13 protein-coding genes are annotated in these 14,560 nt (G+C 59.5%); 8 read left to right on the top strand and 5 right to left on the bottom strand.

Going from position 1 to position 14,560, the window contains the following annotated elements:
* Positions 1-727: 727 nt before the first annotated feature.
* Positions 728-2,236, top strand: a complete 1,509-nt coding sequence (gene mqo, locus KGB14_RS17845; protein ID WP_223488063.1) for a malate dehydrogenase (quinone) — start codon at positions 728-730, stop codon at positions 2,234-2,236.
* A gap of 135 nt (positions 2,237-2,371) precedes the next feature.
* Here the strand turns inward: mqo and KGB14_RS17840 are convergent, their stop codons facing one another.
* Both KGB14_RS17840 and KGB14_RS17835 read right to left on the bottom strand, forming a co-directional pair.
* A complete protein-coding gene (locus KGB14_RS17840) occupies positions 2,372-2,659 on the bottom strand; it encodes a PA4642 family protein (RefSeq protein WP_223488062.1) in 288 nt (95 codons plus the stop codon).
* A gap of 63 nt (positions 2,660-2,722) precedes the next feature.
* Positions 2,723-3,208, bottom strand: coding sequence for a leukocidin/hemolysin toxin family protein (locus KGB14_RS17835; RefSeq protein ID WP_223488061.1), 486 nt, complete (start codon positions 3,206-3,208; stop codon positions 2,723-2,725).
* Positions 3,209-3,359: 151 nt separating this feature from the next.
* On the opposite strand from KGB14_RS17835, the gene dauA reads away from it, so the two are divergent.
* Positions 3,360-5,081, top strand: coding sequence for a C4-dicarboxylic acid transporter DauA (dauA, locus tag KGB14_RS17830; RefSeq protein ID WP_223488060.1), 1,722 nt, complete (start codon positions 3,360-3,362; stop codon positions 5,079-5,081).
* Between the two features lie 100 nt (positions 5,082-5,181).
* On the opposite strand, the gene KGB14_RS17825 is transcribed toward dauA, so the two are convergent.
* Complete coding sequence (locus KGB14_RS17825) at positions 5,182-5,739, bottom strand: hypoxanthine-guanine phosphoribosyltransferase (protein ID WP_223488059.1); 558 nt, start codon at positions 5,737-5,739, stop codon at positions 5,182-5,184.
* A gap of 175 nt (positions 5,740-5,914) precedes the next feature.
* On the opposite strand from KGB14_RS17825, the gene upp reads away from it, so the two are divergent.
* On the top strand, positions 5,915-6,553 hold the full coding sequence (gene upp, locus KGB14_RS17820; RefSeq protein WP_223488058.1) for a uracil phosphoribosyltransferase: 639 nt from the start codon (positions 5,915-5,917) through the stop codon (positions 6,551-6,553).
* A 2-nt stretch (positions 6,554-6,555) separates the two neighbouring features.
* Positions 6,556-7,830 (top strand): uracil-xanthine permease family protein, encoded by a 1,275-nt coding sequence (locus KGB14_RS17815; RefSeq protein ID WP_223488057.1) that lies wholly within the window; start codon positions 6,556-6,558, stop codon positions 7,828-7,830.
* An 88-nt stretch (positions 7,831-7,918) separates the two neighbouring features.
* Here KGB14_RS17815 and hemH read toward each other — a convergent pair whose 3' ends face one another.
* On the bottom strand, positions 7,919-8,944 hold the full coding sequence (gene hemH, locus KGB14_RS17810) for a ferrochelatase (protein WP_223488056.1): 1,026 nt from the start codon (positions 8,942-8,944) through the stop codon (positions 7,919-7,921).
* A gap of 8 nt (positions 8,945-8,952) precedes the next feature.
* Positions 8,953-9,861 (bottom strand): TIGR01777 family oxidoreductase, encoded by a 909-nt coding sequence (locus KGB14_RS17805; RefSeq protein WP_223488055.1) that lies wholly within the window; start codon positions 9,859-9,861, stop codon positions 8,953-8,955.
* 196 nt (positions 9,862-10,057) lie between these two features.
* On the opposite strand from KGB14_RS17805, the gene KGB14_RS17800 reads away from it, so the two are divergent.
* From KGB14_RS17800 to phrB, 4 genes are all read left to right on the top strand, one after another.
* Positions 10,058-11,044 (top strand): NAD(P)/FAD-dependent oxidoreductase, encoded by a 987-nt coding sequence (locus KGB14_RS17800; RefSeq protein WP_223488054.1) that lies wholly within the window; start codon positions 10,058-10,060, stop codon positions 11,042-11,044.
* 151 nt (positions 11,045-11,195) lie between these two features.
* Positions 11,196-12,155: a YbgA family protein gene (locus KGB14_RS17795; RefSeq protein ID WP_223488053.1), complete on the top strand. Its 960-nt coding sequence runs from the start codon at positions 11,196-11,198 to the stop codon at positions 12,153-12,155.
* Positions 12,155-13,096: a MerR family transcriptional regulator gene (locus KGB14_RS17790; RefSeq protein WP_223488052.1), complete on the top strand. Its 942-nt coding sequence runs from the start codon at positions 12,155-12,157 to the stop codon at positions 13,094-13,096. Before KGB14_RS17795 ends, KGB14_RS17790 begins: the two co-directional genes overlap by 1 nt.
* 20 nt (positions 13,097-13,116) lie before the next feature.
* The gene (gene phrB, locus KGB14_RS17785; protein WP_223488082.1) at positions 13,117-14,535 is read left to right on the top strand and encodes a deoxyribodipyrimidine photo-lyase; all 1,419 of its coding nucleotides are present in this window, start codon (positions 13,117-13,119) and stop codon (positions 14,533-14,535) included.
* The last annotated feature ends 25 nt before the right edge of the window (positions 14,536-14,560 follow it).

Raw genomic sequence — 14,560 nt, 5'->3', positions numbered from 1 at the left:
TAAAAGTCATTAAACACGACCATTTCCCTGCGTTTCTTAGATACAATCTCCCCCCGATTATAAGGACGTCTCCTGATCGGGCCTCGCAGCACCGTTAATGCCTCGGTATTGACACCCCCGCACCGCCCACAGAGAGCCGCCCACACAGATCGAGTGAAGCTGGCGCGCTTGCTGTTTCTTAAGCAAATCACCACTTTTCGCGAATCTGCAGAGCTGTCATTACGCTCGGTTACTGAGCTGTTTGCCCGTTTTGCCTGTCATGTATCCCATGACGGCAATCCATCCGGGCACGGTGCCAGGCTGGGACAGCCCTTTTTTGAGGTTCACGTCTTCAAAAGAGCGTGAAAAAAACGGGTTTTCACAACTTCACAAGAGTGTGGCGAGCAAATGAATAGTTTTGCGTCTGAACATGCACCATTAGCGTCTACAACAGCCCAACGACACAGGACCGAGTATTCCTCGAACACCGGAGCCTGAAGCCTGTCCGCTACGGATTTGGTTGCACAAACGGATGTCTCGACCATAAGTCGAATTGCCAGCCGCGCGCCGAAATGAGTTCATGTGACTCTTGAAGCCAGGCCGCATGCATCCGTCGAAGTTGCGAAAAATTGCGAAGATTCGGACATGGCGATCCTGGCCATGGGTACCTGGGGCATCACTGACACGCCCCGTCACTCCTGGCAGCTATGCCGACAATTTGGTGCTGCAGATTTTGGAGACGCGTTAAATGGCGCATAACGAAGCAGTCGACGTAGTACTGGTTGGGGCCGGCATCATGAGTGCCACCCTCGCTGTACTGCTCAAAGAGCTCGACCCCGCGATCAAGCTGGAAGTCGTCGAGCTGATGGATTCCGGTGCCGCGGAGAGTTCCAATCCGTGGAACAACGCCGGTACCGGTCACGCCGGGCTGTGTGAGCTGAACTACACGCCACAGGCCGCCGACGGCACCGTCGACATCAAGAAAGCCGTGCACATCAACACCCAGTTCGAGGTGTCGAAGCAGTTCTGGTCCTACCTGACCAAGAAAGGCACGTTCGGCTCGTGCAAATCGTTCATCAGCCCGGTGCCGCACCTGAGCTTCGTGCAGGGCGAAGACGGCGTCTCCTTCCTCAAGGAACGTTTCAAGACGCTGAGCAAGCACCACGCCTTCTCGGACATGGAATACACCGAAGACAAGGCCACCATGGCCGAGTGGATGCCGTTGATGATGCCGGGTCGCCCGGCTGACGAAGTCATCGCCGCCACCCGCGTGATGAACGGCACCGACGTCAACTTCGGCGCCCTGACCAACCAATTGCTCAAGCACCTGACCAGCGCACCCGATGCCCAGGTCAAGTACTGCAAGCGTGTGACGGGCCTCAAGCGTAACAACGGCGGCTGGACTGTCAGCATCAAGGACGTCAACAGCGGCAATACCCGTGACGTCGATGCGAAATTCGTGTTCCTCGGCGCCGGCGGTGCGGCACTGCCACTGTTGCAAGCGTCGGGCATCGAAGAAAGCAAAGGCTTCGGCGGTTTCCCGATCAGCGGCCAATGGCTACGTTGTGACAACCCGGAAGTGGTCAAGCACCACCAGGCCAAGGTCTATAGCCAGGCTGCAGTAGGTTCGCCACCGATGTCGGTGCCACACCTGGACACTCGCGTGGTCGATGGCAAGAAATCCCTGCTGTTCGGGCCTTACGCCGGCTTCACCACCAAGTTCCTCAAGCACGGTTCGTTCATGGACCTGCCAATGTCGGTCCGCGCCGGCAACATCGGCCCAATGCTGGCCGTGGCGAAAAACAACATGGACCTGACCAAGTACCTGGTCAGCGAAGTGATGCAGTCGATGGAGCAGCGCCTGGAATCCCTGCGTCGCTTTTATCCACAGGCGAAAGCCGAAGACTGGCGCCTGGAAGTGGCTGGTCAACGGGTGCAGATCATCAAGAAAGACCCGAAGAAAGGCGGCGTTCTGCAGTTCGGTACCGAACTGGTCGCGGCCAAGGACGGTTCCCTTGCTGCCCTGCTCGGCGCGTCCCCAGGCGCTTCGGTGACGGTTTCGATCATGCTTGAGCTGATCGAAAAATGCTTCCCGAACAAAGCGTCCGGTGAGTGGGCTGCCAAACTGGCGGAAATCTTCCCGGCTCGGGAAAAGGTTCTGGAAACCGACGCGGCGCTGTATCGCAAGATCAATGCGCACAACAACGTTGCGCTGGAACTGGTTGAAGCCAGTAACGAGACCGAAAGCTACGCTTGATTCGGCGGCATAAAAAACGCCCCGTCCTCATTGAGGGCGGGGCGTTTTTTTATGCCTTCTGTAGGAGCCAGGCTTGCCGGCGAAAGCGATCTCACGGACGCCTTCGCCGGCAAGCCTGGCTCCTACAGGTAAGGGTTAACCGCGAGCCTTGTTGATCAGCTCGATGTACTCGGCGGCGTTGCGCTGATCCTGAATCAGGGCAACAAAGTCATTACCGTGCTCATCCTTGCCATTCAGATCGTAGCCGGCTTCGGCAAAGAACGTCAGAAAACGCTCGAAGTCATCGATGCGCAGGCCGCGGTACGCCTTGATCAGTTTGTGCAGCGAGGGTGAAGTAGCGTCGACTGGCTCGAAATCGAGGAACAGTTTGATCTGCGCATCGCCGATCTCGTCACCAATCACTTGCTTCTTATCTTTACGCATTGCCGACTCCAGCTCGCAGACATTTCACGGGGCGGGCAGTTTACCCCTGCGCGGGCACAGGGCTCAACGCGCACGAACGCTGCCTGTGTGCAGATCGGCCCAGATATGACCGTTGGCGTAACTCAGAAACTGGCAATACACCGTGTCGTTGCGCAGCAAGTCGATCACCACCCGGTATTGGGACAGCGGGTAGTAGAGCGTCAGGGTCTTGCTTTTCTCATCGTAGATCGGCTTTTTCAGGCTTTTGCTTTCGCCATCGAAGTTGACCAACACCTGGCTGATGGTCGCGCCTTTGTTCAAGGGTTTGCCCTTGAGGCGGATCAACAAGGGCGACGTGACCGGTATCGGCTGTTGGTTGGACTGGCGCTGGCTGCCGATCACCACCGAATAATCGGTGATCTGCAACAGTTGTTGTTGCTCGGGTTCGACGTCACGCAGAGTCAAGTCATCCGGGGGCAAAAACTGCGCGTGCATGGGTGCCGGAGCGGCGGCCAGGGGCAGGCTGAGGGTCAGCAACAGGGCGGCGCAGCTGCGGATCAAAAGACTCATGACGGGCTCCAGGGGCGAGGCCGAGCACTCTAGCATGAGGATCATCCGGGCGAATAACCGATCCAGGTCAATACTCTGGAAGACAAGGCTGGGCATACTGAAAGAGCTTTCAGCCCTATTTCGACAGTGCACCGTCTATTGTGGAGTCCCCATGTCATTCTCCATGCCTCCGTTGTTCGCCGCCTGGCGTCAGACCTGGCGCGCAGGTTATAGCCTCAGAAGCTTGCGCGGCGATATCAGTGCCGGGGTGACGGTCGGGATTATCGCCATCCCTCTGGCCATGGCCCTGGCGATTGCGGTGGGGGTAGCGCCCCAGCAAGGTCTGTATACGGTGCTGATCGCCGCCCCGCTGATCGCCCTGACGGGAGGCTCGCGTTTCAATGTCAGCGGGCCGACAGCCGCATTCGTGGTGATACTGCTGCCGATCACCCAACAATATGGTCTGGGTGGCCTGCTGCTGTGCACCATGCTTGCCGGGGCAATCCTGATTGCCTTGGGGCTGATTCGGGCCGGACGGCTGATTCAGTACATCCCTTATCCAGTGACCCTGGGCTTTACCGCCGGGATCGGCATTGTCATCGCCACCCTTCAATTAAAGGATTTGCTGGGCCTGAGTACCACCGGGCATGCCGAACATTACATCGAGCAATTAGGTGGGTTGCTCCAGGCGTTACCCAGCGCTCGCCTGGGGGACGGGATCGTCGGTGTCATGTGCCTGGTGGTTCTGATCGTCTGGCCGCGCTTTGTGCCGAGGATTCCGGGGCATCTGGTGGCGCTGGCCATCGGCGCAGTGCTGGGGCTGGCCCTGGAAAGCGGCGGGTTACCGGTGGCGACGCTGGGGGAGCGCTTCAGCTATATCGTCGATGGCGTCAGCCACCCCGGCATTCCGCCGTTTCTGCCGAGCTTCGACTGGCCGTGGAATCTGCCAGGGCCCTACGGCCAGCCGCTGCACCTGTCTTACGACCTGATCCGCCAGTTAATGGCGCCAGCCTTCGCCATCGCCATGCTCGGCGCCATCGAATCGCTGTTGTGCGCGGTGGTGGCCGATGGCATGACGGGCAGCAAACACGACCCCAACGCCGAGCTCCTGGGTCAAGGTCTGGGTAACCTGGTCGCACCGCTGTTCGGCGGCATTACCGCCACCGCGGCGATCGCCCGCAGCGCCACCAACGTGCGCAGCGGGGCGTTTTCGCCATTGGCGGCGATTATCCACAGTGCGGTGGTGCTGCTGGCGATACTCGTCCTCGCGCCACTGTTCAGCTACTTGCCGATGGCCGCGCTGGCGGCGTTGCTCGTGATGGTGGCGTGGAACATGAGCGAGGCCCGGCACGTCGTGCACACCTTGCGCATCGCCCCGCGCAGCGATGTGCTGGTCTTGCTGACCTGCCTGAGCCTGACGGTGCTGTTCGACATGGTGCTGGCTGTCGCCGTCGGCCTGCTGCTGGCCGCCGGGTTGTTCATCAAACGCATGAGCGACCTCACGGACACCGCCGAACTGCCTCGCGAGTTCCATCAAGCCTTACAGGATATGCCGGAGCATGTTCGTTGCTATGCGATACGCGGGCCGCTGTTTTTCGGCGCGGCGGAAAAAGCCCTGGGCGTGCTGCGCAAATTCAGCCCGGAGGTCAAAGTGGTGATCGTCGAGATGAGTGCCGTGCCCATGCTGGACATGACGGCGCTGGCGGCCTTCGACAATATCCTCAGGGATTACCGCACCGACGGCATCGGCCTGATTCTGGTCGGAACCGCTCCACGGGTACGCCTGAAATTCAGGCGCGCGGGCATCCATCGGGAACAGCGCCAGTTGGCCTACGTGAACAACCTGGAACAGGCTCGACGCAAAAGCGAACGCTGGCTCGCCGGGCTGGACTGAGCGCGCAGTTCAAACAAACTGCGCACGCGTCCCGATGTGAGGCCTTGCCTTCACGCTTCAACGTGCCTGGCGGCAAATCGCCCCCAGACCGTCACCCTGCTTACATGCCTTTAACGGCAAAAATCCCGTTGGCGTTGCGCCAGTAGCCTTTGTAGTCCATGCCGTAACCGAAGATGTAACGGTCGATGCACGGCAGGCCGACGAAGTCGGCTTTCAGGTCCGGGCGAGCCTTGCGGTCGTGGTCCTTGTCGATCAGCACGGCGGTGTGCACGGCGCGGGCACCGGCGTGTTTACAGAAGTCGATGATCGCGCCCAGGGTGTGACCTTCATCGAGGATGTCGTCGATGATCAACACGTCACGATCGATGAACGAGACTTCCGGTTTGGCTTTCCAGAACAGGTCGCCGCCGCTGGTTTCGTTGCGATAACGGGTGGCGTGCAGGTAGGACGCTTCCAGCGGGAAGTTCAGATGCGTCAGCAGCTTGCCGGAGAAAATCAGCCCGCCATTCATCACGCAGAACACTACCGGATTGCTCTCAGCCAGCTGGTCGTTGATTTGTGCACCGACGCGGGCGATGGCCGCCTCGACTTCAGCTTCGGTGTACAGGCAGTCAGCCTCTCGCATGATTTGACGGATATGCTCGAGATCAGCAGACATGGCGCTCTCCAGGGGGTTTGAGGGGGAGGGACGGATTCGGAAAAGCGGGCAAAGGTACGCATCAAGCGAGGCCAGATCAAGCGTTTGTGGACTAACGTACTGTATGTCTATAGGACAACACCCTCGGATAGATTAACCTAGGCCGGTTTTTTTGCCCGCCGCCGGAGCCTTTCCCATGCCCATCCTCGAGATCCGCCATCCGCTGATCCGTCATAAACTTGGCCTTATGCGCCGCGCCGACATTAGCACCAAGAATTTCCGTGAGCTCGCTCAGGAAGTCGGCGCCCTGCTGACCTATGAAGCCACCAAAGACCTGCCACTGGAAAGCTACGACATCGAAGGCTGGTGCGGCACGGTGTCGGTCGAAAAAATCGCCGGCAAGAAGATTACCGTAGTGCCGATCCTGCGTGCCGGTATCGGCATGCTCGAAGGCGTGCTGAGCCTGATCCCCGGCGCCAAGGTCAGCGCCGTGGGCGTGGCCCGTAACGAGGAAACCCTCGAAGCCCACACCTATCTGGAAAAACTGGTGCCGGAAATCGACGAGCGCCTGGCGATGATCATCGACCCGATGCTCGCCACCGGCGGCTCGATGGTCGCCACCATCGACCTGCTGAAAAAGGCCGGCTGCAAGGACATCCGCGCGATGGTCCTGGTCGCCGCCCCCGAAGGCATCGCCGCTGTGGAGAAGGCTCACCCGGACGTGACCATCTACACCGCTTCCATTGACCAGAAACTGAATGAACACGGTTACATCATCCCAGGCTTGGGCGATGCCGGTGACAAGATCTTCGGCACCAAGCAGAAGGACGCTTGAGCATGCAGCAAGAGTTCAACGATCCGCTCTGGCGCACAGTGCTGTCGGGTGCGCAGATGCTGTTCGTGGCCTTTGGCGCGCTGGTGTTGATGCCATTGATTACCGGCCTCGACCCGAACGTGGCGCTGTTCACCGCAGGCCTTGGGACGATTCTGTTCCAGATCGTCACCGGGCGTCAGGTGCCGGTGTTCCTGGCCTCAAGCTTTGCCTTCATCACGCCGATCATTCTCGCCAAAGGCCAGTTTGGCCTGGCGGCGACCATGGGCGGTGTGATGGCGGCCGGTTTCGTCTACACCTTCCTCGGCCTTGCCGTGAAGATCAAAGGCACCGGGTTCATCGACCGCCTGCTACCACCGGTAGTGATCGGCCCGGTGATCATCTCCATCGGCCTGGCCATGGCGCCGATCGCCGCCAACATGGCGATGGGCAAGGCCGGCGACGGCACTGAACTGATTCCTTACCAGACGGCGATGTTGATCTCGATGCCGGCGCTGCTGACCACCCTGATCGTTGCGGTATTCGGTAAAGGCATTTTCCGCCTGGTGCCGATCATCTCCGGCGTGCTGGTGGGTTTTGCGATGGCGTTCTATTTCGGGGTGGTCGATACCGCGAAAATTGCTGCCGCACCATGGTTCGCGATTCCACACTTCACGGCGCCGGAATTCAACTGGCAGGCCATTCTGTTCATCGTTCCGGTGGCCCTCGCGCCAGCGATCGAACACATCGGCGGCGTGATTGCAGTCGGTAGCGTGACCGGTCGTGATTACCTGAAGAAGCCCGGCCTGCACCGCACGCTGCTCGGCGATGGCATTGCCACCACCGCGGCCGGTCTGTTCGGCGGCCCGCCCAACACCACCTACGCCGAAGTGACCGGCGCGGTGATGCTGACCAAAAACTACAACCCGAAAATCATGACCTGGGCGGCAATCTTCGCGATCAGCCTGGCGTTCATCGGCAAGTTCGGTGCACTGCTGCAAAGCATCCCGGTGCCGGTGATGGGCGGCATTCTTTGCCTGTTGTTCGGTTCAATTGCTGCGGTGGGGATGAACACAATGATTCGCCACAAGATCGACCTGGGCGAAGCACGCAATCTGGTGATTGTCTCGGTGACGCTGGTGTTCGGGATTGGCGGCGTACTGGTCGGCACCGGCACCGGCCCCGACGACTTCGGCCTCAAAGGCATCGCACTGTGCGCGGTGGTGGCGATTGCGCTGAACCTGTTGCTGCCGGGTAATGACAGCTGGAAGCACAAGAAGGCGGAAGAGTCGTTGTTGTAAGCCAGCCTCAAGAATGCCATCGCGGGCAAGCCTCGCTCCTACAAGGTCAGCGCAAAACCTGTAGGAGCGAGGCTTGCCCGCGAAGCTTTTAAAGCGCCAATGGCGCCCTTTCGCACAAGGTGCTCAACGCCTTGACCCACTGCGGATCATCGTTGAGGCAAGGCACCAATACCAACTCCTCCCCTCCCGCTTCGCGGAATTGCTCCCGCCCACGATCACCGATTTCTTCAAGGGTCTCGATGCAATCGGCTACAAACGCCGGGCACATCACCAGAACTTTCTTCACGCCGCTTTTGGCCAACTCATCGAGGCGCGCTTCGGTGTAGGGTTCGATCCACTTGGCTCGCCCCAGACGCGACTGGAACGACACCGACCACTTGCCGTCCGGCAAGCCCAGGCGCCGGGCAAACTCGGAAGCGGTGCGCAGGCATTGGGCGCGGTAGCAGGTGGTTAATACTTCCGGTGAAGCGTTCTGACAGCAATTATCGCTTTTAAAGCAATGATGACCGGTGGGGTCGATCTTGGTCAGGTGCCGTTCCGGCAAGCCATGGAAGCTCAGCAGCAGGTGATCGTAATCCTGCAGCAGATAAGGCTTGGCACTGGCGACCAAGGCCTCGAGGTATTCCGGCTGATCGTAGAACGGCTGAAGAATCGAGAATTGCACATCGAGATTATTATTTCGCACCACGCGCCTGGCTTCTTCGACCACCGTGGTCACGGTGCTGTCGGCGAACTGCGGATAGAGCGGCGCCAGGGTAATTTTCTTGTGCCCCTGGGCAGCCAGCCGCACCAGTGTCGATTCAATCGACGGCTCGCCGTAACGCATCGCCAGTTCCACCGGCCCTTGGGTCCATTGGGCGGTCATGGCCTGTTGCAAGCGACGGCTGAGCACCACCAGTGGCGAGCCCTCCTCCCACCAGATCGAAGCATAGGCGTGGGCTGACTGCTCAGGGCGTTTGATCAGGATCAGCGACACCAGCAAACGCCGCACCGGCCATGGCAGGTCGATCACATACGGGTCCATCAGAAATTGATTGAGGTAGCTGCGCACATCTGCCACCGAAGTGGAAGCAGGTGAACCCAGGTTGACCAGAAGCAACGCGTGATCGGTCATGCAACGTCCTATTTCTTAAGGCGGTTGGACAGATCGTCCAATGCCGCGCGCAAATCAGTGAACCGGAAAGTGAAACCCGCTTCCAGCAAGCGAGCCGGCATGGCCTTCTGGCCACCCAGCAGCAACAATGACAACTCGCCCAGGCCCACCTTCAACACGAGGGTCGGCATCGGCATGAACGCCGGACGATGCAACACGCTACCCAATATTTGGGCGAATTCGCGATTGCGCACCGGTTTGGGCGCGCAGGCATTATATGGACCGCGGGCCTCATTGCGGTGCAGAAGAAAATCAATCAGGGCGATTTGATCCGCGATATGAATCCACGGCATCCACTGCCGGCCGCTGCCGATCGGCCCGCCGAGCCCCAGTTTGAACGGCAACAATAGCCGCGACAAAAAGCCGCCCTCGGCGGACAACACCAACCCGGTACGGATCAGAATCACCCGAATGCCCAAGGCCTCGGCGCGCTGTGCGGTTTCTTCCCAGGCGACGCACAACTGGCTGGCGAAATCATCGATGACGGGGGGAGATTCTTCAGTCAGCTCCCGTTCGCCACCGTCGCCGTACCAACCGATTGCCGAGCCGGAGATCAGCACCTTCGGTTTCTGCTCGCGGCTTTCGAGCCAGGCCAGCAGCGTTTCGGTCAACGTGATCCGGCTGCTCCACAACAACGCTTTGCGTTTATGAGTCCAGAGCCGATCGGCAATCGGTGCCCCCGCAAGGTTGATAATGGCATCCACCGGTGCTTGACCGAGGTCCTCAAGCCGCGCGATTCCACGTACTTGAGTGCCACAGACTTGGGCGACTTTTGCAGGCGTGCGACTCCACACTGTCAGACGATGTCCCTGACTCAACCAGTGTTGGCAGAGTTGACGTCCTATCAAACCAGTACCGCCGGTCAGCAATATGTGCATGACATCTTCCTCGCGTGGCGTTTTACCCTGATCACTAGTCTATTTTTATAAGCAGGGATCTTTGGTATCGGGCAGGCTCTGTGTTTAACAATAGGCCAAGCTGTCAGAACGAGGACGCTAAAAGTTATACCAAAAAACAATATTGTACAGGTTTCAACCACGGCGTAGTCTGTACAGAAAGGTAAACGAGGCCCCTATGACTGTACCTATCGCAATCATCGGCACCGGCATCGCCGGACTCTCAGCCGCCCAGGCCCTGACGGAGGCCGGGCATGTCGTTCAACTTTTCGATAAAAGCCGCGGCAGTGGCGGACGCATGTCGAGCAAGCGCAGCGATGCGGGCGCCCTGGACATGGGCGCGCAGTATTTCACTGCTCGTGATCGCCGCTTCGTCACCGAAGTCCAGCGCTGGCAAGCCAACGGTTGGGTCGCGGTGTGGACGCCGCAGCTCTACACCTTCCACGGCGGCCAGCTCAGACCCTCGCCGGACGAACAGACCCGCTGGGTCGGTACGCCACGCATGAGCGCGATCACGCGCGGCCTGCTCGGCGATCTGGAAGTGCATTTCGCCTGCCGCATCACCGAGGTCTATCGCGGTGAAGAACATTGGCATCTGCAAGACGCCGACGGTTTCACTCACGGGCCGTTCAGTCATGTCGTCATCGCCACGCCCGCCCCTCAGGCGACCGCGTTGCTGGCGACCGCGCCGAAACTCGCCGGTGCCGCTGCCGGAGTGAAAATGGAACCCACCTGGGCCGTCGCGCTGGCGTTCGACACACCGCTGGAAACCGCCATCGAAGGCTGCTTCGTGCAGGACAGCCCCCTCGACTGGCTGGCGCGCAACCGCAGCAAGCCGGGACGTGACACCACCCTCGACACCTGGGTGCTGCACGCCACCAGTGCCTGGAGCCGCCAGCATATCGACCTGCCCAAGGAAGCGGTGATCGAACAATTGCACGGTGCCTTTGCCGAACTGCTGCACGATGCCATGCCGGCTCCGACCTTCAGCCTTGCTCACCGCTGGCTGTATGCCCGGCCGGCCAGCAGCCATGAATGGGGTGCCCTGGCCGATGCTGATCTTGGCTTGTATGTGTGCGGTGACTGGTGCCTGTCCGGCCGTGTCGAGGGCGCTTGGCTCAGTGGGCAGGAAGCGGCTCGCCGGCTGCATGAACACCTGCAGTGAATTGACTCAAGTCCATCCCGCTGCTGTCGCCCCAGGCAGCAGCCCCGCAAAAACCTATACAAAAAATTTGACTTGTACACCTTTGAATCTATGATGAAATAATGTTGTACAGACCTAATAGTCTGTACAGGTCTGGATTCGAGGTGCTCCGATGCCCCACACAGCCATGAAACCCAAAATCGCCATCAGCGCCTGCCTGATGGGAGCCGAAGTGCGTTACAACGGCGGGCACAAGGCGTCACGGCTGTGCAGCCTCACCCTCACTGATTATTTCGATTTCGTTCCGGTGTGCCCGGAAGTCGCCATCGGCTTGGGCATTCCTCGCGAACCGATCCGCCTGATCGGCGACCCGGAACGTCCGGAGGCCGTCGGCACGCTCAATCATGAGCTCAACGTCACCCTGCCGCTGGCCCGCTTTGCTCAGAAAATGGCGATGGAGTTGGGCGACATCAGCGGCTATATCTTCATGCAGAAATCCCCTTCATGTGGCCTGGAACGGGTCAAGGTCTACCACGCCAACGGCGCGCCAGTGGACAGTGGTAGCCGTGGAATTTACGCCCGGACCTTCTGCGCGCTGCATCCCGATTTACCGGTAGAAGAAGAGGGTCGGCTCAACGATCCAGTGCTGCGGGAAAACTTCCTCACCCGCGTGTTCGCCTACAGCGCCTGGCAACAGTTGCAGCAAACAGGTCTGACCCGGCGCGGCCTTACTGACTTTCACTCGCGCTACAAATACCTGCTGATGGCCCATAACCCGGTGCAATACAAAACCTTGGGCAACTTGCTGGGCAGCATGGGCCGGACCGATCCCAAAGCGCTCGGCCCGCGCTATTTCAGCGAACTGATGGCCGCCTTGAAAAAATGCGCCACGCGTCGCACCCACACCAACGTTCTGCAACACCTCAGCGGCTACCTCAAACAGGCTATCAGCCCTGAAGACAAGCAGGAGGTGCAGCACGTCATCAGCCAGTATCGCCACGGCATCGTGCCGCTGGTGGTGCCGCTGACATTGCTCAAACACTACTTTCGCCAACACCCGGATCCATACATCGCGCAGCAGGTTTATCTGCAACCGCACCCGGAAAACCTCAGCCTGCGAAACGCGATCTAATGAAAAACCCACCGGACACCAGCGCCAGCGAAGACCTCGGCACCGACTTCAAGAAGGCGCTGGACGCAGGCTGGCTGCCCATCCGTGAAGTGACCCGGCAGACCGGGGTCAACGCTGTCACCTTGCGCGCCTGGGAACGACGTTATGGATTGATCGTGCCTCAACGCACACCCAAGGGGCATCGGCTGTTCTGCGCCGAACACGTTCAGCGGATCCTGACGATCCTCACCTGGCTCAATCGCGGCGTGGCTGTCAGCCAGGTCAAGCAACTGCTCGATACGCCTCAGGTGCTGACCGTACCGGTAGGGAACGATTGGCAAGTGTTGCGCCAGACATTGCTGCAAGCGGTTACCCAACTGGCCGAACGCACCCTCGATGACACCGTGAACCAGGCGATGGCGTTGTACCCGCCACGCACTTTGTGCGAACACCTGTTGATGCCGTTGCTTGAGGAACTGGAACAACGCTGGCAAGGCCAGTTCGGCGCGCAGATGGAGCGGGTGTTTGTCTATTCATGGTTACGCAGCAAATTCGGCGCAAGGATCTACCATAACAACCGTCAGTTACGCACCGCGCCGCTACTGCTGATCAATCACTCAGACCTGCCAATGGAGCCTCATCTATGGCTCACGGCCTGGCTGATCAGCAGCACCGATTGCCCGGTGGAGGTTTTCGACTGGCCACTCCCGCCCGGCGAGTTGACGCTGGCGGTTGATCACCTGCAAGCCCGGGGCGTACTGCTGTATTCCAGCAAAGCCATGAATCTTTCGCAGCTGTCGAAACTTTTGAACGGCGTCAGCTGCCCAAAAATAATTGCCGGACCAACGGTACGCATTCACCACACCGAGTTGTCCGCAAAAACCACTGCCATAGCTGATTTATCCCTGGCCGAAGATCCCCTGTCGGCCTATCAGGGCCTTATTCAGCGCGGGCTTATTTAATGAAACGTGCGGACACCACCATGCAATTGATCTGGCTGCGCAGCGACTTGCGTTTACACGACAACACCGCCCTCTCGGCTGCCGCGGCCCGTGGTCCGAGTGTGGCGGTGTATTTGTTGAGTCCGCAGCAATGGCTGGAGCATGACGACGCCCCCTGCAAAGTGGATTTCTGGCTGCGCAACCTCAGCCCATTGCGCCACGCGCTGGACGCCTTGAACATCCCGCTGCTGATTCGCAAGGCTTCTCGCTGGGATGAGGCACCGAAGGTGCTGCTCGATCTTTGCCGGCAGCTGAAAATCGACGCGGTGCACGTCAACGAAGAATATGGCATTCACGAAACACGTCGGGATGCGGCGGTGGCCCGAGCGCTGAAAGCCGAGGGTATCGACTTTCACAGCCACCTCGATCAATTGTTGTTCAAGCCGGGCACCGTGCTGACCAGGACCGGTACGTATTTCCAGGTCTTCAGCCAGTTCCGCAAGGTCTGCTACCAACGCCTGCATGCGTCATTGCCGAAACTGGTTAGCGCCCCCACCACCCAGGCATCACTGGGTATCAAAAGCGATGAAGTCCCGTCGAGTGTCGAGGGCTTCGAAACGCCCAGCGACAGCTTGCGTGCCCTCTGGCCGGCCGGTGAAGCCGAAGCCCGGCGTCGTCTCGATACCTTTGCCGAAGCGCAAATCGACGACTACCACCGTGAGCGCGACTTCCCGGCAAAACCCGGCACCAGCCAGCTCTCGGCCTATCTCACCGCCGGGGTGATCTCCCCTCGTCAGTGCCTGCACGCCGCGTTGCGCAGCAATCAGGGCGAGTTCGAGAGCGGCAAGGCCGGCGCCGTCACCTGGATCAACGAATTGCTGTGGCGCGAATTCTACAAGCACATTCTGGTGGGCTACCCACGGGTCTCCCGGCACCGCGCCTTCCGCCCGGAAACCGAAGCTCTGGCCTGGCGCGACGCCCCGGAAGAACTCAAGGCCTGGCAGCAAGCCCGTACCGGCCTGCCGATCATTGATGCCGCCATGCGCCAATTGCTGGAAACCGGTTGGATGCACAACCGCTTGCGCATGGTCGTGGCAATGTTCCTGACCAAAAACCTGCTGATCGACTGGCGTGAAGGCGAGCGTTTCTTCATGCAGCATCTGATTGACGGCGATCTGGCGGCAAACAACGGTGGCTGGCAGTGGAGTTCGTCCACCGGCACCGATTCGGCGCCCTACTTCCGGATTTTCAACCCACTGAGCCAGTCGGAAAAATTCGATGCCGAAGGGGTTTTTATCAAGCATTGGTTGCCGCAGATCAACAAAATGAACAAAAAATACCTGCACAATCCCGCGAGCCTCGATGGATTATTCGGTGAGGCGGATTATCCATCGCCTATCGTCAACCTGAGCACTTCGCGCGAACGAGCCTTGGCTGCATTCAAGAACCTGCCATCATGACAAGCTTTATCGCAATGAACACGGT

It is taken from the genome of Pseudomonas sp. A-RE-19 (assembly GCF_019956555.1).
In the GTDB taxonomy this organism is placed as follows: Bacteria; Pseudomonadota; Gammaproteobacteria; order Pseudomonadales; family Pseudomonadaceae; genus Aquipseudomonas.
The sequence above is the reverse complement of the archived record's forward strand: the minus strand, read 5'-3'. Positions and strand labels throughout refer to the sequence as shown.